The organism is Pyramidobacter sp. C12-8 (assembly GCF_002007215.1).
GTDB lineage: Bacteria > Synergistota > Synergistia > Synergistales > Dethiosulfovibrionaceae > Pyramidobacter.
On sequence record NZ_MUHX01000005.1, the window covers coordinates 112,480 to 135,496 of the forward strand.

Here is a 23,017-nt window from a genome sequence, read left to right on the forward strand (position 1 = left end):
ATATGCGCATTCTTATTATCAACCCTAACAGCAGCAGGGCAGGAACCGAAGTTATTGACAAAATTGCCAAGCAGTATGCCGATGGCCGCTTTGAGGTTGCAACAGTTTCAACTCCTGGTGCAGCTCCATTTGTCGTAACATTTGAAGATTATGCTCGTTCTATACCTGGCATGGTGCAGTTGCTCAAAGACAATTACGATAAATTTGATGCCTTTGTGATTGCCTGCCACAGTGACCCCAATCTGGAGCTGCTCAAGGAAATTTCAGCCAAACCGGTTGTTGGCATTTGTGAGGCATCCGTAAAGATTGCCTCAATGCTTGGCGATAAATTCTCCGTTATCTCCCCTGGCAAACGCAGTATTCCTAATAAGGCCGCAATGATCCGCGACCGTTTCCGCATGGGTGGTTATCTTGCTTCCGTGCGTGCCCCTGAAAAAACGGCCATGGAAGGAACGGATATAAAGACTTTGCTAATGCCCGAAGCGAAACGTGCCATTGAAGAAGACGGTGCGGAAGTCATCGTGCTCGGTTGTGCAGAATTTGCAGGACTTGACAAGGCGATGAGCAAGGAACTTCACGTTCCCGTGCTTGACGGTACAGTGTGCGCTTTGATGGTCGCTGAAGGGCTCGTCAATGCCGGATACAGTACCAGCAAGCGCTGTCGTTTCAAACCTAATGATTGATTCGTAGAAACTATCTGACAGGAGGCTATAGTTATGACAATGTTTCGCCGCGTAACTCTCGCATGTGCAGCGTTCGTTCTGATCGGAGCTTCCGCTGTTTCTGCCCGCGAGCTCGTACTTGGCCATACCGGTCAACCTTCGGTTACGTTCTCCGGCGTTGGACTCCAGTTTTCCGATAAGGTCAAAGAACTTTCCGGCGGAGAACTGACCGTTTCCGTCATGGGCGCTTCTGCTCTTGGCAACAACCGCGAAGGCATTGAACAGATTCAACAGGGCATGACCGACTTCTGGTTAATCTCCACGGGCCTTTTGGCTCCTTTCTCAAATACAGTCTCGATCTTCGACCTCCCTTATCTGTTCAAGAGCGAGAAAGCCGCGCTGGCTTTTATGGATAGCGATGTTGCGAGAGAGATCGTTGCTCCGCTTGAGGAGAAAGGCATCAAAGCTCTTGGTTATTTCCCCATGGGCTGGAGACACATTCACAGCAATATTGCCATCCGTAAGCCTGAACAGTTGAAGGGCGTGAAGATTCGTACGGAGCCCGCTCCCATTCGTATGGCCATTTTCAATGCGATGGGTGCTAGCGCTATCCCTATGGATTTCGGCGAAGTGTTTACCTCTCTACAACAGGGCGTTATCGATGCTGGTGAGCAGCCCCTTGAAAACATTAAGTCGCAGGGGTTTGACACTATTCAGGAATACATTACGCTTGACGGACATATTCTTGACCCGATGCTGCTCGTTATGTCAAAAATTACTTGGGAAAGCCTGAACGAGAAAGAACAGCGTTGGGTTACGGAAGCTGCGAAATTTGCCTGCGATTGGGGGCGTGAAAATATATTCGGCAACAGCAAGAAACTGCTTGAGGCATACAAGGCCGGCACGCAGAACATTATCATCGAGCTGACCAATGAAGAACGCGAAGCATTCCGCAAGGCAACGCAGCCAGTTTATGATGAATTCCTCGAGAAAGTTGGCAAAGATACATACGATAAGATCATGAAGATTCAGGAGTCCTTCCCTGCGGAATCTCCTCAGAACTAGTTTTCATCGTCAGGAGGCGGAAAGGAGTCCCTTTCCGCCTTTTCCATAGATTGCCAATATCCTGGAGGTATAAAAATATGAAACTCTTGAGGCTGTTTGACGATTACCTTGAAGAGGCTGTCGTTGTCATCTTATTTCTCATGATCCTTGTCGTTGGTACTGAACAGGTTATCACTCGTTATTTGTTGCATTTCGTCTTTAGCTGGGCAGAAGAACTGATGCGCATTTGCTTTGTGATTCTGGCGCTGTTCAGTTTCTCTCTTTGTGCCAAAAAGCTTGAGCACGTTAAGGTAGAAGCGCTCCTTACAGTTCTGCCTAAACGCTTGGGGACTTTTATTAAAGTCTTTTCCTCTACGGTCTTTCTTGCCTTTACGATTCTTTTAATCCAGCATTCATGGAGCATTATGAGTCTTCAATACCGTAGCCATCAGGTCACAGCAGCTATGGGAATTCCGACATGGACATATTTTGTTTTTGGTCCCATGTGTTTCACTATTATGGCGTTCCGCATCATCCAGAAATCCATTATTCCTCAAATAAAAGAGTTTTTCTCTTTCGGAGATAAAAAAGGAGATGATCGCTAATGTTACTCGCCGTCTTCGGTACCATGTTTCTGGCACTGCTTTTGACGATCCCCATTGCGGCGACCATTGGTCTGAGCTGCATCGCGTTCACTCCGTGGGTCCCCGGCGGTCTAGCAAAGGTGATGTTTTTTGTTGGTCAGCGTATGGTTGTTACTGCGGATTCATTTACACTTTTAGCGTTACCTTTTTTCATTCTTGCCGGTACGTTGATGTCACATGGTGGTATTGCCCGTCAGTTGACTAACCTTGCCGAAGCTGTTTCCGGCGACTTTCCTGGTGGTCTTGGAATCTCTGCTGTCGTTGCTTGCACATTTTTCGCAGCCGTGTCCGGTTCAGGTCCCGCCACAGTTGCGGCGATCGGCGCAATTATGCTGCCGACAATGTTGGAACGAGGTTATGACGTCGGCTTTTCTGGCGGCTTAATAGCCTGTGCCGGCGGCATTGGTGTGCTGATTCCCCCCAGCGTTCCGATGATTGTTTACGGTGTTAACTGTAATGTGTCCATCACCGATCTGTTCGTCGCTGGCATTGTACCCGGAATTATTGTTGCCGTGTTTCTGATCATTCCCACGATTATCATCGCTCGCAAACATCATTTTGTTGGCAAACCCCGCGGCGGTAACTGGCTGTGGGTGTTGGAAAAAATCTGGCAGGCTAAGACAGCCCTGCTGATGCCGATTATTATCCTTGGCGGTATTTACTGTGGTATTTTCACGCCTACCGAGGCTGGTATTGTTGCCGTTGTTTACGCCATGGTGCTCGGTTTCTGCACACGTCAGCTTTCCTTCCAGGGACTGATCAAAGCACTTGTTGAAGCGGCTGTAATCACCGGTTCTTGCATTTTCCTGATGGGAGCAGCGAGTGCTTTCGCTAAACTGTTGCACATGCGCAGCGTTCCGACGCTGATCTCCAATCTAATCCTTGGTATTACGAGCAGCAAGGTTATTATCCTTCTGCTCTTGAACGTCCTGTTCCTATTAGGCGGCATGTTTATCGATACCTTGTCCAATATTCTGATTTTTTGTCCTATTTTCCTGCCGCTGGTTACCAAGCTCGGCGTCAATCCCATTCATTTTGGTGTCCTTGTTATCTCCAATCTGGCGCTTGGGATGGCTACGCCTCCCATGGGAGTTGATCTGTTCGTTGCGGCCAATATTGCCCATGCACCGTTTGAAAGGATTCTTAAGGGGGCAATCCCCTTTATGCTCTGGAACTTGACCGGCGTTTTGCTGATCACGTACGTTCCATTCCTGTCACTGTGGCCTTTCTAGCAGGAAATGCAAAAAAGGGGGCATTGTTATGATCAAGATTAATGACAAACGCTTTCTGAATAACTTCTTCGGCCTGGCGAAAATCGGCTGGTCCGAAGCGGGCTTGAATCGTCCTTCATATAGTCCTGCCTATGCCGAGGGACGTGATTACGTGAAGAAAAAGATGGAAGATGCCGGCATGAAAGTCCGTGTAGATACAATCGGCAACATTTATGGACGATATGGTGGGACTGATCCGACACGCAAAACAATCCTCGTCGGATCGCATCTTGATTCAGTTCCTAACGGCGGCATCTATGACGGTGCATTGGGAGTCTTGGGAGGCATCGAAGCCTTGCAGTCTCTTCATGAAAAGTTCGGCTCTCTGTCAGCTCCGATTGAAGTTGTCGGCTTCATCGCCGAAGAAGCGAGTTTGTTTGGGGGGACATTTGGCAGCCGTGCAATTACTGGACTGGCGCCTTTGAATCAGCCGGAAGAAGCGTTTAAGTGGTCAGGGTTAACTTGTGATGATCTTGTCAATGCCCGTATCAAGATTGACGATTACGGTGCGTATCTTGAGTTGCATATCGAACAGGGGCCCGTACTGGAACGCAAAAATTTGGAAATCGGTATTCCTACCGGCATCGTCAGTATTATCCGCTATAAAATCACAATGAACGGACAGCAAAATCATGCAGGCACGACACCAATGTCAGAGCGCAAAAATGCGATGCGTCCGGCATCAGAACTGTTAACACGATGGTTTGCTTGGGCCGATGAACGTCTTGTGAAAAAAGATAACTTTGTTTACAACACTGGCGTATTTATCCTCGATCCTAATTCGCCGGCTGTTGTCCCCGGCAAGGCATCTTTTGTCATGGAATTGCGTTCTTTGTCAGATAAAGTTGGTGATGAGTTAGTTGCAAAGCTTCATGAGATGGTAAACGCTTCCGAGTATGCCGCATACTCTCCTACAATCGAAAAGATAGTCAATAAAGCTCCTGTTGCTCTGCACGAGAATATCATTGCTACAATTGAACAAGCGGTAAAGAGGTGCGGCTATGCTTATCAGCGTATGCCCAGCGGTGCGTCGCATGATGCCGTAGCTATGGCACACTTTATGCCTACCGGCATGATTTTCGTAAAGAGTCATGACGGCATTAGTCATAACAGAGCTGAATTTACTACCGATGAAGATATGCTCAAGGGTGTTCAGGTCCTGACAGAGACGGTCGCTCTGTTGGCAGAGTAGCTAATTTAATCAATAAAGAAATATATAAAATTATAATGAGAGGGGATTTTGCATGAGCGAGATCATTCCGACATCCCTTTATGTTTTCTGGGGATTTTTTGCGGTTCTGTGTATTTGCCCAATTGTGTGTCTTGCTGTGAAATTACTAAAAAAGGGGTAGGTTCTCGTCAATTTCTATATGCTCTGAAAAGGAGATGAAAATCTATGGAATTAACCGTTTGTATTATTGTTTTTCTGATCCTGCTTTTTCTGATCGGACTTTTTGTTTCTAAACGCATTAAAAACGATCAGGATTGGTTCGTTGCAGGACGCAACCTTGGTGTTGTTCCACTGGTCGGTACGTACTTTGCCACAATTATCAGCACTGTTTCTGTTATCGGTTATTTTGGCTATTACTATAGCTATGGTTGGGCTGGCTGGTGGAACTGGGCTGGTACGGCTTTGACATCAATGATTGCGGCTCTATGGTTTGCTGAGAAACTGCGCAAGTTTGGTCAGACAACGCTGCCCGATCTTCTCGCTGCCCGTTATGGCAAAGCTCACAGCATTATTGCCGGTGTTGTCATTCTTGTTGCCATGTTGTTCTTTACCTCTGCACAACTGACTGGTTCCGCAGCCGTAGTCACAACGTCTATGGGTATAGATCGCACGACAGCAATTATCGTTATTGGGATAATCTTCATCCTTTTTACCGTGATGGGCGGTATGGAAGCCGTCGCTTGGACAGACACCTTTTGTAGTGCCATCATTCTTATCGGCGTGTGGTTACTGAGCTATAACGCTGTTAACGAAGCAGGCGGTGTTGTAAAAATCCATAAAACACTTGCACAGATAAAACCTAGCGCACTTGATCCATTTGCCAACGGTGCCATTCCATTGGGTGTAGCCATGTCATGGTTCTTGACATGGGGTATCGGTAATATCGGAGCGCCGCAGTTCAGTACGAGAATTTATTCTGCAAAGGATCCTAAAACTGCTGCTCTGAGCCAGGCATGGACGGGTGTTACTTTTATCTTTTTCTATTTGCCGCTGATGCTCGCTGCGCTGGCCAGCATTGTCCTTTTCCCCGGATTGACAGGGGTTGCTGATACCTATGCTCCGACAATCATTCAAAAAGTGATGGGGCCTTGGGGCGGCGGTATCATGATGGCCGGTATTCTTGCGGCCTCAATTTCAACAGCGGATTCCGTGTTGCTGCTCGCAGGAACCACTTTTGTACGCGACATTGTGCAGCGTTGCAGTTCTAGACAGTTCATGCCCCAGCAGACGTTGAAGATGGCTCGCATCACTACGTTCATCATCGGCATTCTAGCAATTTTCTTCACCATACACACTAATCAGGGTGTTATGTGGGTTCAGGCTAATGCTGTCGGCTATATGGGGTCGATGCTCTCTGTCGTTGTACTGGCAGCTTTTGCGTGGAAACGAGCCAATGCTCAGGGCGCTCTTGCCGCAATGATTGTTGGCATTCTTACGGCAGCCATCTGGGGCTATTTGAATAGACCGTTCGGCTGGTTTCCCATCTTACCTTCACTGTTCACCTGCACGTTGACCTTGGTAATTGTCAGTAAGTTGACCCCACCTCCTTCTCAAAAAGTTATTGATCAGTTTTTCAAAGAGTAGTTGTTTAATATTATAGAATCACATTATTGCCTCTACCGTTTCCAGCCACAGAGCGAAAGCGACCGTACCCATTTCATTCTGTGTCCTTGCAGTGCCAAAAGCATCTGCGTCAATGAGCGCGTTGGCGACGAGCTTGTACTAAAGCACGGCATACACGATTACGCTGCCACCGCCGCGTTGATATTGCGCAGGGGTGGTGAAAAGACGGATACTGTGGTCTTGCATTGTAGCGGGAAAGACGTTTTCTTCAGTCACTCAGATGTCATTTTTACCATGGCGATGAAGTTTTCTAACCGTCTGGTACCGTTTGCAAGGCACGTATAGGCGAGAGCGCTGTGGTCTGTGTAACTTGCTTTGTTGTCTCAATTCGACTGTTCAGTCAAAAATCAAAACATAGAGGACTCTCCGTGGACTCTCTATAATTGAGCACAGAGGGGCCTTTATGTTTTTATGTCAAAGATAAAATAATTAGATTGATCTGACAGAAAAAATACAGGTCGTATCGGCGCCCGTCGGGCGCGTGAAAAATTCCGCGGCGTGTGAGAGAAACGCCGCGGAATTTTTGTATACTGGATTTTCAATGAACATTTCCCGATGACGAGAACGGCGGCTTTTGACAGAGGAAGATGGACGAAACGGGACGGACAAACGGCAATGCGCCGTCTTTTTGCCGGCGAAGTTCTCTTGACAAATGAACGTTTATGTCGTAATATTTTTTCAAGTAAATTGTATACAAACAAGCGTAAGAGCATCGCCTCGTGGTTTTGACGGGCGTTTTTCGGCTTTTGCTCTTGAAAAACGCGGCGGACGGCGAACGATGTTTGGCGGGCGAAAGGGACTCTTTTGCGCTCGCGCGTCGGACGCTTTTTTTGTATACGGAGTTTTTATGACAGGGAGGCGTCGTCATGTTGGATTTGAACGAACTGTGCGGCATGAGGGGCAAAAACGCCGTCATCACGGGAGCCGCGTCGGGGCTGGGGGCGGGGATCGCCCGCTTCTTCGCCGACGCCGGCGTGAAAGTGATGCTGCTGGACATCAACGAGAAGGGCGGCGAGGAAGTGGCCGCGAAAATCAGGGCCAGCGGCGGCGACGCGGCGTTCATGCGCTGCAACGTCACCAGTCAGGCCGACTGCGCCGCGGCGGCCGAAGCGGCGTTCCAGCGCTGGGGCAGCATCGACAGTCTCGTCAACTGCGCGGGAGCGACCCGCCGCCGCACGGTGGAAGATCTTGAAGAAAAAGACTGGGATCTGGTGCTGAACGTGACGCTGAAAAGCGTTTACCTGATGTGCCACAACGTGGTGCCCTACATGAAGAAGCAGGGACACGGCAAGATCGTCAACATCGGTTCGGGCTGGGCGCTCAAGGGCGGCGACCAGGCCGTGGCGTACTGCGCGTCCAAGGGCGGCGTGTGGAACATGACCCGCGCGCTGGCGATTGACTGCGGCCCCCACAACATCAACGTCAACTGCGTCTGTCCGGGCGACAGCGACACGCCGATGCTCAAAAGCGAATGCGAGCAGCTGGGCGGCACGTACGACTCGGCGTTCAAGGCGTCGTGCGCGGTGCGGCCGATCGCCCGGCTGGGCACGCCGGAGGACGTGGCCATGTGCGTGTTCTTCCTGTGCAGCGAAATGTCGCCGTGGGTCACCGGTTCGGCGCTGGTCGTCGACGGCGGCGGCATCGCCTAACGCGGCGGATTTTCAAGGAGGTCTTACGATGTCGAAAAGGAATTATCCCTACATTCCCAACTCCGATCCGGCCGTCCAGGCGGAGATGCTCAAGTTCATCGGGGCGGAATCCATCGACGAACTGATCGGGCAGAACATCCCTCGGGAGCTGCTCATGAAGGAGCCGCTCAAACTTCCGCAGCCTTACGAGGCGGAGTGCGATCTTGTCCGCCATGTCTCGGGAATTCTGAACAAGGACAAGACGGCCAACGAAATGACCTGCTTCCTCGGCGCGGGCTGCTATAACCGCTATGTTCCGGCTCTGGTGGACGAGGTGATTAATCGTTCCGAGTTCCTTTCGGCCTACGCCGGCGAGCCGTACGAGGATCACGGCCGCTTCCAAGCCTGCTTCGAGTACGAGAGCATGATGGCCGAGCTGCTGGATTGCGACGTGGTCAACGTGCCCAACTACGACGGTTCGCAGGCCGCGGGCACGGCGCTGCGCATGGCGACGCGCGTGACGAAGCGCGACGAAGTGCTGATCCCATCGACGCTGAATCCCGACGTGGCGCGTGCCGTGAAGACGTATCTGCATCCCGACGTGAAGGTGACGACCGTCGCTTACGATCGCGGGACCGGCCGCCTCGACCTGAACGATCTCAAGACGAAACTGAGCGATAAGACCGCGGCGGTAATGGTGATGAATCCCAACTTCTTCGGCGTCGTCGAGGAAGAGGCGTCTCGGATCGCCGATCTGGCGCACGCGGCTGGGGCGCTGTCTGTCGTTTACGCCGAACCTTCGACGCTGGGCGTGATGAAGCCGCCCTTCCAGTACGGAGCTGACCTTGCCTGTGGCGACATCCAGGCGCTGGGCATCCACATGAACTACGGCGGCGGCGTGGGCGGCTACATGGCCGCCAAGGACCGGCCCGAGATCGTGCGCGAGTATCCTTCGCGCCTGTTCGGCCTGGCTCCGACGACTCACGGCGAATGGGGCTTCGGCGACGTGATGTGGGAGCGCACCTCGTTCGCTGTCCGCGACCGCGCCAAGGAATTCGTCGGCACGCATGCGGCGCTGTGGAGCATCGGCGCGGCGGTGTATCTCGCCAGCCTCGGGCCGAAGGGCATGCAGGAACTGGGCAAGACCATTTTGCAGCGCGGCCTGCTGCTGCGCAAGCGGCTGAGCACCGTGAAGGGACTGACGGTCTGCCCGCTGAGCGGCGCGACGTTCCAGGAGTTCGTCGTGCGCTTCGAGAACAAAACCGTCGCCGAAGTCAACGCGGCGCTTTTGAAGAAGAATATTCTCGGCGGCTTCGATTTGAGCAAGGACTTCCCCGAACTGGGGCAATGCGCGCTGCTGTGCGTTACCGAGCGCACGGGCGAAGACGATGTGGACGCGCTGGCCGCCGCTCTTGCGGAAATCCTCGCCTGAGGGACGGAAAGGAAGGATCGTCATGGATAAAATCGCAGACAAAAGAGACACCCGACTGGATCGTTTCCATCAGGCGAGCTGGAACGAGCCGATCATTTACGAGTTGAGCGTGAAGGGCGAGCGCGGCGTGCTGGTTCCGGAAGTTTCGCCAGCCGCCGCGGCCGAAGCGGGCGACGGCGTTTCCAGTCTGCCCGAGTGCATGAGGCGCGAAACCGCGCCCGACCTGCCGGAGATCGGCCAGCCGCAGCTGGCCCGTCACTACAACCATCTGGCGCAGGAGAACCTCGGCGTGGACAGCAACATCGACATCGGCCAGGGCACCTGCACGATGAAGTACAGCCCCAAGGTGAACGACCGCCTCGCCGGCTGTCCCAAGGTGGCCGACATGCATCCGCTGCAGCCGGACGGCACGGCGCAGGGCATTCTCGAAATCGTCTGGCGTCTGGGCGAGCTGTTCAAGGAAATTTCCGGACTCGACTGCTTCAGCATCCAGCCCGGCGGCGGCGCGCACGGCATCCTCGCCATGGCGTCGGTGGTGCGCGCCTACTGGGAAGCCAAGGGCGAAAACGACCGCGACACCGTCGTCACCACATTCTTCTCGCACCCCGCCGACGCGGCCTGCCCGATCGTCAAGGGCTACAAAGCCGTCGTGTTGCCTCCCGACGCCGAGGGGCTGCCCGACATCGAAGCTTTCAAGGCGACGCTGAAAAACAACAAGGTCGCCGCCATCTTCATGACCAATCCCGAAGACACCGGCATCTTCAACCGCCGCATCCGCGAGTTCACGCGGCTGGCTCACGAAGCCGGCGCGATCTGCTGCTACGATCAGGCCAACGCCAACGGCCTGCTGGGCATCACCCGCACCGTCGAGGCCGACTTCGACATGTCGTTCTTCAACCTGCACAAGACCTTCTCGTCGCCGCACGGCTGCGGCGGCCCCGCCGTCGGCATGGTGACCTGCTGCAAAGAACTGCGCGACTATTTGCCCGCGCCGCTGGTCGAACACAGCGGGGAGAAAGGCTATTACCTCGATTTCGACCTGCCCCGCAGCTGCGGCAAGGTCAAGTCCTTCTGGGGCGTCGCGCCCGTGGCGGTGCGCGCCTACGCTTGGATCATGAGCCTCGGCGCGGAAGGTCTGCGCGAGGTGAGCCGCGTGGCGATCCTCAACAACAACTACTGCATGAAAAAGATTCTCGCCATCAAGGGCGCGTCGATCAGTTTCCCCAATCACAAACCGCGCATCGAGCAGGTCCGTTACAGCTGGGAACAGCTCAAAAAGGACACCGGCTTCGGTACCGCCGACTTCTCGCGGCGCATCCCCGATTACGGCACGCATTACTGGAGCAGCCACGAACCGTGGGTGATCCCCGAACCGTTTACGATCGAGCCCAGCGAGTCGTACAGCAAGCGCGACCTCGACACCTACTGCGAGATCCTCGCCGCCATCGCGCGCGAGTGCTACGAACAGCCCGAGGTCATCCGCGAAGCGCCGCTGAACAGCACCGTGCACCATATCAGCCACGATTATTTCGACGACCCCGACAAGTGGGTGCTGTCGTGGCGGAACTACAAACAGAAGTACACAGGCTATTTCCAGCCGGAAAAGAAGTAGATGAAAATCGGCTTTCTCGTCAATCCCGTGGCGGGAATGGGCGGTTCCGTGGCGCTGAAGGGCACCGACGGGGCGGAAACGCTCCGCCGCGCCCGCTCCCTCGGCGCCGTGCCCCGTGCCGCGGGGCGCATGGCGCAGGCGCTCGACGCCGCGCTGCCGCTGCCTGAGTGCGTTGAGTTTCTCGCCTGCGGCGGCGAAATGGGAGAAGCGCTTTTGAAAGAACGGCGGCTTTCGTACGAGACCGTGTACCGTCCGGCAGGCGAAACCGGGGCCGCCGACACGCGCGCGGCCGTTGAGGCCATGGTCGCCGCCGGAGCGGAACTGATCTTCTTCGCCGGCGGCGACGGCACGGCCCGCGACGTCTGCGCGGCGACGGAAGGCGCGGACATCCCCGTGATCGGCGTACCGGCGGGCGTGAAGATCCATTCGGCGGTCTACGGCGTCACGCCGGTGCGCGCCGGGCAGCTGTTGCGCAAATTTGCCTCCGGCGGCGTGAAGGAGCTGGGCGACGCCGAGGTGATGGACATCGACGAAGACGCTTTCCGCCGCGGCACGGTCAACGCTCGCCTTTACGGCTACCTGAAAGTGCCGCTGGACCGCGGCTGCCTGCAGGACCGCAAATCAGGCGGCGCGAACCCCGACGCCTACGACCGCTCGGCCATCGCCGCCTGGGCGGCGGAGCACATGGCCCCCGGGCGTCTGTATCTGATCGGTTCGGGCACCACCACCCAGGCTATCATGGACGAGCTGAAGCTCCCCGGCACGCTGCTGGGCGTCGACGCCGTCAAAGACCGCCGCCTCGTCGCCGCCGACCTGACGGAGCGCCAGCTCCTCGACCTGGTCGAACCGGGCAACACCACGCTGATCGTCACCGTCATCGGCGGCCAGGGGCACATCTTCGGCCGCGGCAACCAGCAGCTCAGCCCCGCCGTGTTGCGCCGCGTCGGCGTGGAGAACGTGACGGTCGTCGCCACGCCGGCCAAACTGATCGGCCTGTTCCCCAAGCCCCTGCTCGTGGACACCGGCGACCCCGAACTCGACCGCCGGTTCGCCGGCTACGCCGCCGTGGTGACCGGCTACGACCGCCGCCAGATGTGCCGCGTGGAGTGAAGAAGCGTTCCCGACGTTTGGCCGTAGAATAAAAAAGTTCGGGCGAAGCGCCCGAACGGGAACATTCTTTGAGGAGGTCTTTTTATGGCACGTTATGAAGAACTCAAAGGCAAGCGCGTGATGATCACCGGCGCGGCCAGCGGCATCGGACTGGCGACGGCCTGCCGTTTCGCCGCGGAAGGCGCGAAGGTTTTCATCGTCGATTACAACAAAAAAGCCCTCGAGGCGACGCAGAAGGAACGTCCCGAGTTCGCCGGATTTTCCGCGGCCGACGTCTCCGACGAGGAGAACGTCAAAGCGGCTTTTGCGGAGATGGATCGCCTGCTGGGCGGCATCGACGTGCTGATTTCCAACGCCGGTATTTCTATTCGCAGCGACGCGCTGGATATCCCTTACGCGCAATGGAAAAAGGTGATGGACATCAACTTGGGCGGCATGTTCCTTTGCGCCAAAGAAGCCGGCAGGCGCATGAAAGCCCAGGGCGGCGGCGTGATCCTCATGACCGCCTCCAGCAACGGCACCGAAGGCCACCGCTGGTACGCCGATTACAACGCTTCCAAGGCCGGCGTGATCCTGCTCACCAAGACGCTGGCGCTCGAACTGGCTCCCGTCGTGCGCGTCAACTGCGTGTGTCCCGGCTACGTGCTCACGCCTATGCAGCGCGCCGAATACACCGACGAGATGCTGACCAAGGTCAACGAAGGCATTCCCATGAAGCGCCACGCCGCGCCCGAGGAGATCGGCGCGCTCTACGCCTTCCTCGCCAGCGACGATGCCCAATACATCACCGGCGCCGACATCCGCATCGACGGCGGCGAGACGGCAGGGCTGTATTCGTAAGATAATATTCGCGTGGTTAAGAACAATAAACGTCCTTCCCGTTTTTTCACGGGAAGGACGTTTATTGTTCTTAGTCGTTTGCTGAGGGCTGCTCCATGGGCTTCATCTGCGAAGGATCCATGGGCGGCAGGATGACGGGCGTGGGCAGGTTGGCCAGCGACACGAGCTGGCTGATCATGGCGCGCACATAGGGCAGCAGCATGGTCATGCCGTTGTCCTTGAGGATCGCCTCGCGGTCGGCGCCTTCGGCGTCGATGAAGAACACGCCGGTAACGTCGGCGATGATCTCGAATGGATAGTTGTTGTTCTCGGCGTCGTCGAACACGGTGACGCGGATGTTGAGGAACGTCGGCTCCTTGGGCGTGGCGCTCATGCGCACGCGCTGATCCAGTTTGATGGAAAGGGGGAGGTTCTCGTCCTTCTTGGGCTGAAAGTGGTGATTCATGTCGAACTGCAGGCTCTCGGCGCGAAAATCGGCAAGGCGGATCTCGTTCATAAACACAGGCTCCTTTAGGGGAAAAGTTTAGGATGGAAAATGGTGCGCGGCATGCTGCCGCTCATTATAACACGGATCGCTCAAAATCCAAGGGAGACCGTTTAAGGCGAAAGGGGAGCAATGCGGGGAGAAGGCTCGAAAGTCGGCCCGTGTCGGGCGAAGGGAGCGACGGACGGAATCTCCGAAAAGGAAGTGTCTTATTTGTTATGACCGGAAAAGCCAGCCAATCGACGCTGATGGATGTATAAAACGCACAAATCAAGAATGTGATTTCGAGCGCTTTATCTAGAAATGTTATAGTCCTCTTGCGGGAAAGAAAAATTTGGTTATAATGAACCCAGAACATCAAAAGAAGGAGGTGCGACTTATGGGCAAACTCGCAGGCAAGAAATTGATCCTTCTCGGCGAGCGCGACGGTGTACCTGCGCCTGCTATGAAGGCTTGCTTTGAGAACAGTGGAGCCGAAGTCGTCTTCGAAGCAACGGAGTGCTTCGTCTGAACGGCTGCCGGAGCCATGGACTTGCAGAACCAGCAGCGCGTCAAGGATTGCGCTGAGAAGTACGGTGCTGAGAACTGCGTGGTCATTTTCGGTTCGTCCGACGCCGAAGGCGCCGAGATTTACGCCGAAACCGTGACCAACGGAGATCCCACCTTTGCAGGTCCCCTGGCCGGCGTCCCGTTGGGACTCGCCGTTTATGACATCTTCGATGAAGAGATTCGTGCTGAAGCTGATCCCAAGGCGTGGGAGGAGCAGATTTCCATGATGGAGATGGTGCTCGATCCCGAGGCGCTCGCCGCTGCCGTCAAAGGCATCCGCGATCAGTATTCCAAGTACAAGCTGTAATAAGAGCCTGTCAAACAAGCCGGTCCATGGACGAACGTTCATGGACCGGCTTGCTGTTTCGACAAGACCGAGGGGCTCGGCTGTTTTGTACTGGATTTTCGCAAAAAATGCCAAGGTTCCTCTGGTCTTTTTTTATAGCGCTCAAAGCGCGCTGAAAACTGATGGAATTGTGCGGTGACGTATTTTGGGCGGCATCGCGCGTTTTGCGTTTTTCCCCAGAGGGGCTGGGGACGGTTCGGCGTTTCGATCGGGAAACGGCATAAACTACCGTGCCTTGCCGAGGTAGGCCGCCTTGATGGCGGGGTCGTTGAGCAGGTCGCTACCCTTGCCCTGGACGCCGAGCGAGCCGGTCTCGAGGACGAAGGCGTAGTCGGCGATCTTCAGCGCGACGTGGGCGTTCTGTTCGACGAGCAGGATGGTGATGCCTTCGCGGTGCAGCGTCTCGATGATCTTGAAGATGTCGCGGATGACGATCGGGGCGAGTCCCAGCGAGGGTTCGTCCATCATCAGCAGTTTGGGGCGCATCATCAGCGCGCGGCCGACGGCCAGCATTTGCTGTTCGCCGCCGGAGAGCGTTCCCGCCATCTGCCACGAACGCTCCTCGAGGCGGGGGAAGAGTTCGTACACGTGTTCGAGGTCGGCCGTCAGGTCGTCGCTGCGCAGGTAAGCGCCGATCCGCAGGTTTTCCTGCACGGTAAGATTGGGGAAGACGCGCCGCCCTTCGGGAACCATGCAGATGCCCTGCGACACGATCGCCTGCGGATCCTGCCCGCTGATGACGTTGCCGTCGTAGGTGATCGTCCCTTCCTTGATCGGCACGATCCCGCTGATGGCGCGCAGCGTGGTGGATTTGCCGGCGCCGTTGGCGCCGATGAGGGTGACGATCTGGCCTTTTTCGACGGAGAAGGACACGCCTTTCAGCGCTTCGATGCCGCCGTAGCTGACCTTCAGATCCATGATCTTGAGCAGGCTCATTCTTCGTCACCTCCCAGATAGGCTTTGATGACAACGGGGTCGTTCTGAACTTGCGCGGGCGTGCCTTCGGCGATCTGGCGCCCGAATTCGATCACGTAGATGCGGTCGGAGATGTTCATGACGAGGTCCATGTGGTGTTCAATGATGAAAACGGTCAGGTCGAAATCTTTCTTGATCTGTTTGATGAACTGCCCCAGCGCCAGCGTTTCCTGAGGATTCATGCCGGCCGCCGGTTCGTCGAGCAGCAGCAGCGTAGGGTCGGTCGCCAGCGCGCGGACGATCTCGAGCACGCGCTGTTTGCCGTAGGGCAGGCTGACGGCCATTTCGTCGCGCTCGTCGGCCAGGCCGACGATATCGAGCAGTTCCAGCGAGCGCTCGCGCATCATCGCTTCTTCCCGGCCGTTGAGGTGCAGCGTCGCGGTGATGAAATTGCTGGTGCGGCGCAGGTGGCGCGCCGTGAGCACGTTCTCGAACACGGTCATGCCCGAAAACAGGCGGATGTTCTGGAACGTGCGGGCGATGCCGAGCTTGGTGATCTGATCGGGCGTGGGGCGCAGCACGCCCGTTTTGTAGCGGTCGGCGTTAGTCCCCGCGTAAAGGGTTTTCATCTTGCCGGAAGGGTGGTTGCGCACGATCGGGGTGCCGTGGAAGGAGATCTCGCCGTTCGTGGGCGCGTAAATGCCCGTGACGGCGTTGAAGGCCGTGGTCTTGCCGGCGCCGTTGGGGCCGATCAGGGCGACGATCTCTCTTTCGTTGACGTCCATCGTCAGGTCGTTGACGGCGACGACGCCGCCGAACTGCATGGTGAGGTGGTCGAGATGCAGCACGTTCTTCGGGTTACTCATGGGGCGCCGCCTCCTTCGTTCTGCGCCGCCTGAACAGATCGGGCAGTTCCTTGGTGCCCATGATGCCGCGGCTGAAGAACAGCACGACGATCATGATGATGATCGAAAACACGACGAGACGGAACCCGTTGCGCAGCAGAGGCACCTCGAAGCCGTTGACGATCTGCTTCTCGTCGAGGAAGCGCAGCCACCACTCGGAGCAGGCCACGAACAGGAACGAGCTCAGGCACGACCCCGTCACCGAGCCGACGCCGCCGATGACGACGATCAGCAGGATCTCGTAGGTCATGGCCGCCGTGAAGCTCTTGGCCTGCACCGACGTCTGATACATGGCCAGCATGGCGCCGGAAATGCCCGTGAAGAACGAAGAAACGCAGAACGCCAGCTGCTTGTGCCGGGCCAGATTGATGCCCATGGCTTCGGCGGCGATCTCGTTATCTTTGATGGAACGCAGCGCGCGTCCGTAGGTGGAGTTGATCAACATCACCAGCAGCGCGATACAGAAGCCTGAAATCAACATCGGCACGGTCGTCGCCAGATAGACCGACACGGAACCGTCGGCGTTGAGGATATTGAAGTCGGTGAAGATCGTGAACAGCCTCAGCATGTTCGAGCCGTTCGTCAGCGGCCCCAGCTGGTTCCACTGGAAAATTGCGCGGATGATCTCGGCGAAGCCCAGCGTGGCGATGGCAAGATAATCGCTCTTCAGCCGCAGCACCGGCAGACCGATCAGCCAAGCGAACGCTGCGGCGACGAGGCCGCCGAGGAACATGGCGACGAACCACGGCAGCGTGAACTGGACGATGCCGCCGCCGAAATATTGATATACGATGGGGCGGGAGACGACGGGGATCGTGAAGATGCAATATACGTAAGCGCCGATCAGCATAAACCCGGCCTGTCCGAGCGAGAAGATGCCCGTGAAGCCGTTGAGCAGGTTCATCGCCACGGCGACGAGCGCGTAGACGGCCCCTTTCTTCAGGACCGTAAAGAGCATCGACCGCGGCGGCAGGCACTGCTCCGCTACGAACACGGCGATATAGATCGCCACGATGATGAGTACGCTGATGACGTTGGCTGTGCGTTGTTGTCTTTTGTCGATCATGGCCGTCACCTATACCTTGTCCGTATGTTCTTCGCCGAACAGGCCGGTGGGCTTGACGAGAAGAATGACGATCAGCAGCGCGAACGTGAAGGCGTCGGAGAACGTGGCCAGTCCCAGCGGTTTTGCGATAAAGCCGAGTCGGAACAGAATAACGTCCAGTCCTTTGATAAGATTCTCGCAGATGCCGATGATGAAAGCCCCGATGACCGCTCCGGGAATGGAGCCGATGCCGCCGAACACCGCCGCGACGAAGGCTTTCAGGCCGGGCATGGCGCCGGAAGTCTGAATGACCGTCGAATAGTTCGTGAAATACAGCACCGAGCCGACCGCCGCCAGGAAAGAGCCGATGACGAACGTCGCCGAAATGACCCGGTCGATCTTGATGCCCATCAGAAGGCTCGTCTCGAAGTCCTTGCTGACCGCGCGCATCGCCATGCCCAGCTTGGTGCGGTTGATCAGCATGACGAGGATGCCCGCCAGGAGCAGCGTCAGAAACGGCGTGATGATCGTGACCATCGTAGTGGTCGCGCCGCTGATGCGGACCGAATCCGAGATGAAAGGAATCTTTGGGTAGAACTGGTTCAGGCCGCCCGTGACGTAGAGCACGAGGTTCTGAAGCGTGTAGCTCACGCCGATGGCCGAAATCATAACGCTCATTCTGGGCGCCGCGCGCAGAGGTTTGTAGGCGATGCGCTCGATGAAGAAGCCGATCAGCGACGTCAGGATCAGCACGACGGGCACCGAGACGTAGAGCGGCGCCGCAGCCGAGATATAGACCATCAGGATACCGGCCACCATGAACACGTCGCCGTGGGCGAAGTTGATGAGACGCAGGATGCCGTACACCATCGTGTAGCCGATGGCGATCAGCGCATACTGCCCCCCCACCGAAATGCCCGACAGCAGATAGGGAAAAACGGTTTTCCACATGAGGAGAACGACTCCCTTTCAGATTAGATTTCAACGCGGAAGGCGCGGCGGGGAAGAACCTGACAGCCTCGCCGCGCCCTCGTTCGCAATCGGAAAAACAACGCCTTCTTTTCTTTTTCTGAAAATATTACAAAGCGTTTTTGACGCCGCTTACTTTACGCCGCCCACATGATGCTCGGCCAGGAAGTCCCACTGGCCGGTCTCGGGATTGACGGTTTTGAGGAACGCCGAGTCGCGGATGGCGTCGCCGTTTTTGTCGAAGGAGATCATGCCGCTGACGCCCTTGTACTTGACGCCCCACAACGCCTTGTTCACGTCTCTGGGATCGGGCGAGGCGGAAGCCTTGAGCGCTTCGAGCGCCGTGTAGTACGCGTCGTAGCCCATCACGGAAATGGCGGAAATCATGTCGTTGCCGCCGTTGTTCGTCATCGCTTCCTTATCGTCGTGCAGCCACTGTTTGAAATCCTTGTCGAACTTGGGCGAGCCGCCCTCCTGGTAGAAGGTGGAGACGATCAGCTTGACCCTGGCGTTCTTGGCAGCTTCGGCCGTCTTGTTGCTGTCGAGCGTGTCGCTGCCGAGGATCGGGAACGTCGCGCCCTGAGCGCCGGCCTGGGCGATGATCTGCGTCGAGTAAGCCAGCGACGTGGGGCAGAAGAACACGTCCGCACCGTACATGTTGGCGTTCGTCAGATAAGACGTGAAGTCCGAGTTGCCCGTGGGGAACGTGTCGGTAATCACCTTGCCGCCCAGCTTTTCGAAAGTCATCTTGAAATAGTGGCACAGGCCGACGTCGTAGTCGTTGCCCAGTTCGCCGAGGCAGTACGCCGTGCGCGCGCCAAGCTCGTTGTAGGCGTAGTCGGCGAGCACCGTTCCCTGGAACGGATCGAGGAAGCAGACGCGGAAATAGTGCGTGTTGCCCGCCGTCACCTGCGGGTTGGTGCAGCCGATGCCGATGGCGGGAACGCCGCCGTCGGCGAAGTAACGGGAACCGGCGATAGAAACGGCCGAACCGTAGGAACCGAGCACCACGGAAACGCCGGAGCTGACCAGCTTCTGGGCCGCCGAAGGCGCCTTGTCGGGCGAGGAGCCGTTATCGGCGTAAATCAACTCGATCTTGTACGTCTCGCCGTTGATTTTCACCGTCGGCGTCTCACGGAGGCCGAACTGGGCCCCCAGAGCCTCCTGCTTTCCGCCCGCGCCGCTGTCGCCGGACGCCGGCTCGAAAATGCCGATGCGCACCACTTTCTCGGCGGCAAACGCCGCCGAGGCCGTCATGCAGAGCGTCAATGCAACCGCCAAAAACTTTTTCATCGCTGCATTCTCCTTTCGATATGTCTTGACTGCAACGAGCCTGAAACGCTTTGGGTACATCGGGCGTTCAGGCGGGAAAAACCTTCTCGCCGCAAAACGTTCCGGTGCCTCCGCCCTTTTCGGCGGCTTCGCGCGGCGAACGTGGGTTTTCGATACAAAGCACGGCGAGGACGAAAAATATCCTCGCCGCGCCCTCGATCATTGCTGAAATTTCAAACGGAAGCTCGCGTTATTTCGAAATCTTGTGCTCGGCCAGGAAGTCCCAGTCGCCCGTCTCGAAGTTGACGGTCTTGAGGAACGCCGAGTCGCGGATGGCGTCGCCGTTTTTGTCGAAGGAGATCATGCCGCTGACGCCCTTGTACTTGACGCCCCACAACGCCTTGTTCACGTCTCTGGGATCGGGCGAGGCGGAAGCCTTGAGCGCTTCGAGCGCCGTGTAGTACGCGTCGTAGCCCATCACGGAAATGGCGGAAATCATGTCGTTGCCGCCGTTGTTCGTCATCGCTTCCTTATCGTCGTGCAGCCACTGTTTGAAATCCTTGTCGAACTTGGGCGAGCCGCCCTCCTGGTAGAAGGTGGAGACGATCAGCTTGACCCTGGCGTTCTTGGCAGCTTCGGCCGTCTTGTTGCTGTCGAGCGTGTCGCTGCCGAGGATCGGGAACGTCGCGCCCTGAGCGCCGGCCTGGGCGATGATCTGCGTCGAGTAAGCCAGCGACGTGGGGCAGAAGAACACGTCCGCACCGTACATGTTGGCGTTCGTCAGATAAGACGTGAAGTCCGAGTTGCCCGTGGGGAACGTGTCGGTAATCACCTTGCCGCCCAGCTTTTCGAAAGTCATCTTGAAATAGTGGCACAGGCCGACGTCGTAGTCGTTGCCCAGTTCGCCGAGGCAGTACGCCGTGCGCGCGCCAAGCTCGTTGTAGGCGTAGTCGGCGAGCACCGTTCCCTGGAACGGATCGAGGAAGCAGACGCGGAAATAGTGCGTGTTGCCCGCCGTCACCTGCGGGTTGGTGCAGCCGATGCCGATGGCGGGAACGCCGCCGTCGGCGAAGTAACGGGAACCGGCGATAGAAACGGCCGAACCGTAGGAACCGAGCACCACGGAAACGCCGGAGCTGACCAGCTTCTGGGCCGCCGAAGGCGCCTTGTCGGGCGAGGAGCCGTTATCGGCGTAAACCAGCTCGACGTCGTACGTCTCGCCGTTGATCACGACCGTCGGCGTTTCGTGAAAGCCGAACTGCGACCCCAGGGTTTCCTGTTTGCCGCCCGCGCCGCTGTCGCCGGACGCCGGCTGGAAAATGCCGATACGGACGACCTTATTCGCCGCCAGGGCCGTTGAAGCCATCATGCAGAAAGCTACCGCAAAAGCGCAAAATTTCCTCATTACTTTATTTCTCCTTTCGTGTATTATGTGGATAACGACGCTTAAAAGATTATAAGTTATTGAATAGAGGTTTTCAAGTAGAAAAACAGAAAATACAAATTATCCACGCGAAATATATTATCGACAGTCGGATTATTTGGCTCCGTCCCCGCGGTACGAAGAAAGCGCCCCCGTGTTCGGCTTTTTGATCAAGAAGCGGTATCAGTCCGGTTCCTGCACGTCCCATCGGACTCGCAGGCAGCAGATCAGCAGTGTCGCCGCGCTCAGCGCCCAGGTGATGGGATAGGCGGCGTAGAGCAGGCGGATGTCGTGATTGATGCGCAGCGCGACCGACAGATAGCCGACGCGGATCAGACACCAGCACACCAGCATGACCAGCATCGGTACGACGGCCTTGCCCAAACCGCGCAGGATGCCCGCCATGCAATGAGACATCGCCGGCAGAAAATAGAAGGGAGCGGCGATGCGCGACTGTGCGACGCCGAACGCGACGACCTCCGGCTCGGCGCCGAAAGCCATCATCAGCGGGCGGATGTTGAAGAGGATCAGCAGCGCCAGCAGCTCCGCCATGATCGCTCCGGCGCAGAGCGCGAAGACGGCGCCGCGGCGTGCCCGCTCATGCTGGCACGCTCCCATGTTTTGACCGATAAAGGTCGTGATCGACAGGGCAAAGCTGGAAATGGGCAGGAAAGCGAATCCCTCCAGTTTCAGAAACGTGCCGCTGCCGGCCATGGCCATGGCGCCGAAAGAGTTGATGTGCGACTGGACGACCATGTTGGCAAAAGAGATGATGGAGTTTTGCAGCCCCGAGGGGACGCCCATGCGCAGGATCTGTTTCAGCATCGGCCAGTCGGGGCGCAGATCGCGCCACGACACGCGCGCCTCGCCGCCGTGACGGCTCAGGTGATAAAACCCCAGCGCGGCGCTGGCCGCCTGCGAGATCACCGTGGCAACCGCCACTCCGGCCACGCCCCAGCGGAAAACGACCACGAAAACCAGGTCCAGCGCCACGTTGACCAACGAGGAGAAAATCAGGTAATACAGCGGATGCCGGCTGTCGCCGACCGCCTGGAGGATGCCGTTGACGCAGTTGTAGAGCACCACGGAAAGCAAGCCGCCGAAATAGATGCGGAAGTAGGTCAGCGAATTGGGCAGCACGGTCTCCGGCGTGCCCATCAGCCTGAGGATGACGGGCGAGAAGACGACGCCGAGCGCCGACAGCAGACCGCCCCCCAGGAGCGCGAAGAACGCCGTGGTGTGCACGGAAATGCGCAGCCGTTCGGCATTGCGTGCGCCGTAATAGCGGGCGATGATCACGCCGGCGCCGACGAATACGCCCTGCAGGAAGCCGATCAGCAGAAAGGCCATGTGTCCCGACGAAGCGACGGCGGCGAGGGCGTCGCTGCCGATGAAGTTGCCGACCACCAGCGAATCGACCGTGTTGTACATCTGCTGGAACAGGTTGCCGAGAAAAAGCGGCAGCGCGAACGTGAGCAGCGTTTTGGCGATGGGGCCCTGCGTGAGCAGCGCGGATTGATCTCTCATAGATGAAGCCTTCTCTCACGGATTTGGTTTTTATTTTATCAGAAAGGCAGGAAAATTTTGCCTTTTTGCGTTTTCTCGCCCGAAGCTATCGCCTTGCCTTTCCGGAACCGAACGGAAATTGCCCGGGAGCGGGATGGCGGATGTTTTATATTTTCATGGAAGGTGGTATATCCTTTTGACAGACGGAGTAAAATGATGTATTGTTACTTTGTTTAAAAGCGCGTTGCTGATGTTTTTACTATATAAACTGACAGTTCTAAAATGAAAGGGCAGGTAGATATCAATGGACAAGAACAGCGACAAGTACATCCGGGACGTCGACGCCGAGATCGCCGACATCATTATCGAAGAGTACCGCCGCCAGAACCATCAGATCGAGCTGATTGCCTCCGAGAACTTCACCTCGCGCGCCGTCATGGCGGCGATGGGTTCCGTGCTCACCAACAAGTACGCCGAAGGCTACCCCGCCAAACGCTACTACGGCG

At 56.7% G+C, this 23,017-nt stretch carries 21 protein-coding genes and 1 pseudogene; 14 read left to right on the top strand and 8 right to left on the bottom strand.

The genetic code is table 11. The features are described 5' to 3' along the window. Positions 1 to 2: 2 nt before the first annotated feature. The 11 genes from B0D78_RS03220 to B0D78_RS03275 all read left to right on the top strand — a co-directional run bounded on the left by B0D78_RS03220 (position 3) and on the right by B0D78_RS03275 (position 13,097). Complete coding sequence (locus B0D78_RS03220; protein ID WP_078015548.1) at positions 3 to 683, top strand: aspartate/glutamate racemase family protein; 681 nt, start codon at positions 3 to 5, stop codon at positions 681 to 683. A 33-nt stretch (positions 684 to 716) separates the two neighbouring features. Then, positions 717 to 1,727: a DctP family TRAP transporter solute-binding subunit gene (locus B0D78_RS03225; RefSeq protein ID WP_078015549.1), complete on the top strand. Its 1,011-nt coding sequence runs from the start codon at positions 717 to 719 to the stop codon at positions 1,725 to 1,727. A 77-nt stretch (positions 1,728 to 1,804) separates the two neighbouring features. After that, a complete protein-coding gene (locus B0D78_RS03230) occupies positions 1,805 to 2,311 on the top strand; it encodes a TRAP transporter small permease (protein ID WP_078015550.1) in 507 nt (168 codons plus the stop codon). Between the two features lie 23 nt (positions 2,312 to 2,334). Further along, entirely contained in the window at positions 2,335 to 3,582 is a 1,248-nt protein-coding gene (locus tag B0D78_RS03235) for a TRAP transporter large permease (RefSeq protein ID WP_233543522.1), read from the top strand. 28 nt (positions 3,583 to 3,610) lie between these two features. Next, positions 3,611 to 4,813 carry a Zn-dependent hydrolase gene (locus tag B0D78_RS03240; protein ID WP_078015552.1) on the top strand — a complete coding sequence of 401 codons (1,203 nt, stop codon included), beginning with the start codon at positions 3,611 to 3,613 and terminating at the stop codon, positions 4,811 to 4,813. A 204-nt stretch (positions 4,814 to 5,017) separates the two neighbouring features. Continuing rightward, complete coding sequence (locus B0D78_RS03245; RefSeq protein WP_078015553.1) at positions 5,018 to 6,436, top strand: sodium:solute symporter family protein; 1,419 nt, start codon at positions 5,018 to 5,020, stop codon at positions 6,434 to 6,436. A gap of 905 nt (positions 6,437 to 7,341) precedes the next feature. Then, positions 7,342 to 8,124, top strand: coding sequence for an SDR family NAD(P)-dependent oxidoreductase (locus tag B0D78_RS03255; RefSeq protein WP_078015555.1), 783 nt, complete (start codon positions 7,342 to 7,344; stop codon positions 8,122 to 8,124). Positions 8,125 to 8,152: 28 nt separating this feature from the next. Beyond that, positions 8,153 to 9,535, top strand: coding sequence for an aminomethyl-transferring glycine dehydrogenase subunit GcvPA (gene gcvPA, locus B0D78_RS03260; protein WP_078015556.1), 1,383 nt, complete (start codon positions 8,153 to 8,155; stop codon positions 9,533 to 9,535). 22 nt (positions 9,536 to 9,557) lie between these two features. Continuing rightward, complete coding sequence (gene gcvPB / locus B0D78_RS03265) at positions 9,558 to 11,147, top strand: aminomethyl-transferring glycine dehydrogenase subunit GcvPB (RefSeq protein ID WP_078015557.1); 1,590 nt, start codon at positions 9,558 to 9,560, stop codon at positions 11,145 to 11,147. Then, a complete protein-coding gene (locus tag B0D78_RS03270) occupies positions 11,148 to 12,257 on the top strand; it encodes an ATP-NAD kinase family protein (protein ID WP_078015558.1) in 1,110 nt (369 codons plus the stop codon). Between the two features lie 84 nt (positions 12,258 to 12,341). After that, positions 12,342 to 13,097: an SDR family NAD(P)-dependent oxidoreductase gene (locus B0D78_RS03275; protein ID WP_078015559.1), complete on the top strand. Its 756-nt coding sequence runs from the start codon at positions 12,342 to 12,344 to the stop codon at positions 13,095 to 13,097. A 70-nt stretch (positions 13,098 to 13,167) separates the two neighbouring features. Here the strand turns inward: B0D78_RS03275 and B0D78_RS03280 are convergent, their stop codons facing one another. Then, a complete protein-coding gene (locus tag B0D78_RS03280) occupies positions 13,168 to 13,593 on the bottom strand; it encodes a protein-export chaperone SecB (protein ID WP_078015560.1) in 426 nt (141 codons plus the stop codon). Positions 13,594 to 13,960: 367 nt separating this feature from the next. Here B0D78_RS03280 and grdA point away from each other — a divergent pair, with 367 nt between their 5' ends. Beyond that, positions 13,961 to 14,437, top strand: a complete 477-nt coding sequence (grdA, locus tag B0D78_RS03285; RefSeq protein WP_078015561.1) for a glycine/sarcosine/betaine reductase complex selenoprotein A — start codon at positions 13,961 to 13,963, stop codon at positions 14,435 to 14,437. 264 nt (positions 14,438 to 14,701) lie between these two features. Here the strand turns inward: grdA and B0D78_RS03290 are convergent, their stop codons facing one another. From B0D78_RS03290 to B0D78_RS03310, 5 genes are all read right to left on the bottom strand, one after another. Next, entirely contained in the window at positions 14,702 to 15,412 is a 711-nt protein-coding gene (locus B0D78_RS03290; RefSeq protein ID WP_233543557.1) for an ABC transporter ATP-binding protein, read from the bottom strand. After that, on the bottom strand, positions 15,409 to 16,257 hold the full coding sequence (locus B0D78_RS03295; RefSeq protein ID WP_078015562.1) for an ABC transporter ATP-binding protein: 849 nt from the start codon (positions 16,255 to 16,257) through the stop codon (positions 15,409 to 15,411). Before B0D78_RS03295 ends, B0D78_RS03290 begins: the two co-directional genes overlap by 4 nt. Continuing rightward, positions 16,250 to 17,362, bottom strand: coding sequence for a branched-chain amino acid ABC transporter permease (locus tag B0D78_RS03300; protein ID WP_078015563.1), 1,113 nt, complete (start codon positions 17,360 to 17,362; stop codon positions 16,250 to 16,252). Before B0D78_RS03300 ends, B0D78_RS03295 begins: the two co-directional genes overlap by 8 nt. A gap of 9 nt (positions 17,363 to 17,371) precedes the next feature. Continuing rightward, positions 17,372 to 18,292, bottom strand: a complete 921-nt coding sequence (locus B0D78_RS03305) for a branched-chain amino acid ABC transporter permease (RefSeq protein WP_078015564.1) — start codon at positions 18,290 to 18,292, stop codon at positions 17,372 to 17,374. A 150-nt stretch (positions 18,293 to 18,442) separates the two neighbouring features. Then, the gene (locus B0D78_RS03310) at positions 18,443 to 19,603 is read right to left on the bottom strand and encodes an ABC transporter substrate-binding protein (RefSeq protein WP_078015565.1); all 1,161 of its coding nucleotides are present in this window, start codon (positions 19,601 to 19,603) and stop codon (positions 18,443 to 18,445) included. Between B0D78_RS03310 and B0D78_RS12750 the strand changes: the two genes are divergently transcribed. Next, complete coding sequence (locus tag B0D78_RS12750; protein ID WP_147413076.1) at positions 19,566 to 19,811, top strand: hypothetical protein; 246 nt, start codon at positions 19,566 to 19,568, stop codon at positions 19,809 to 19,811. The genes B0D78_RS03310 and B0D78_RS12750 overlap by 38 nt on opposite strands. A 21-nt stretch (positions 19,812 to 19,832) precedes the next feature. Here B0D78_RS12750 and B0D78_RS03315 read toward each other — a convergent pair whose 3' ends face one another. Then, complete coding sequence (locus B0D78_RS03315; protein WP_240496104.1) at positions 19,833 to 20,951, bottom strand: ABC transporter substrate-binding protein; 1,119 nt, start codon at positions 20,949 to 20,951, stop codon at positions 19,833 to 19,835. Positions 20,952 to 21,188: 237 nt separating this feature from the next. Next, complete coding sequence (locus tag B0D78_RS03320; RefSeq protein ID WP_078015567.1) at positions 21,189 to 22,532, bottom strand: MATE family efflux transporter; 1,344 nt, start codon at positions 22,530 to 22,532, stop codon at positions 21,189 to 21,191. Between the two features lie 283 nt (positions 22,533 to 22,815). Here B0D78_RS03320 and B0D78_RS03325 point away from each other — a divergent pair. Then, positions 22,816 to 23,017: pseudogene (locus B0D78_RS03325) on the top strand (serine hydroxymethyltransferase); the annotation flags it as partial.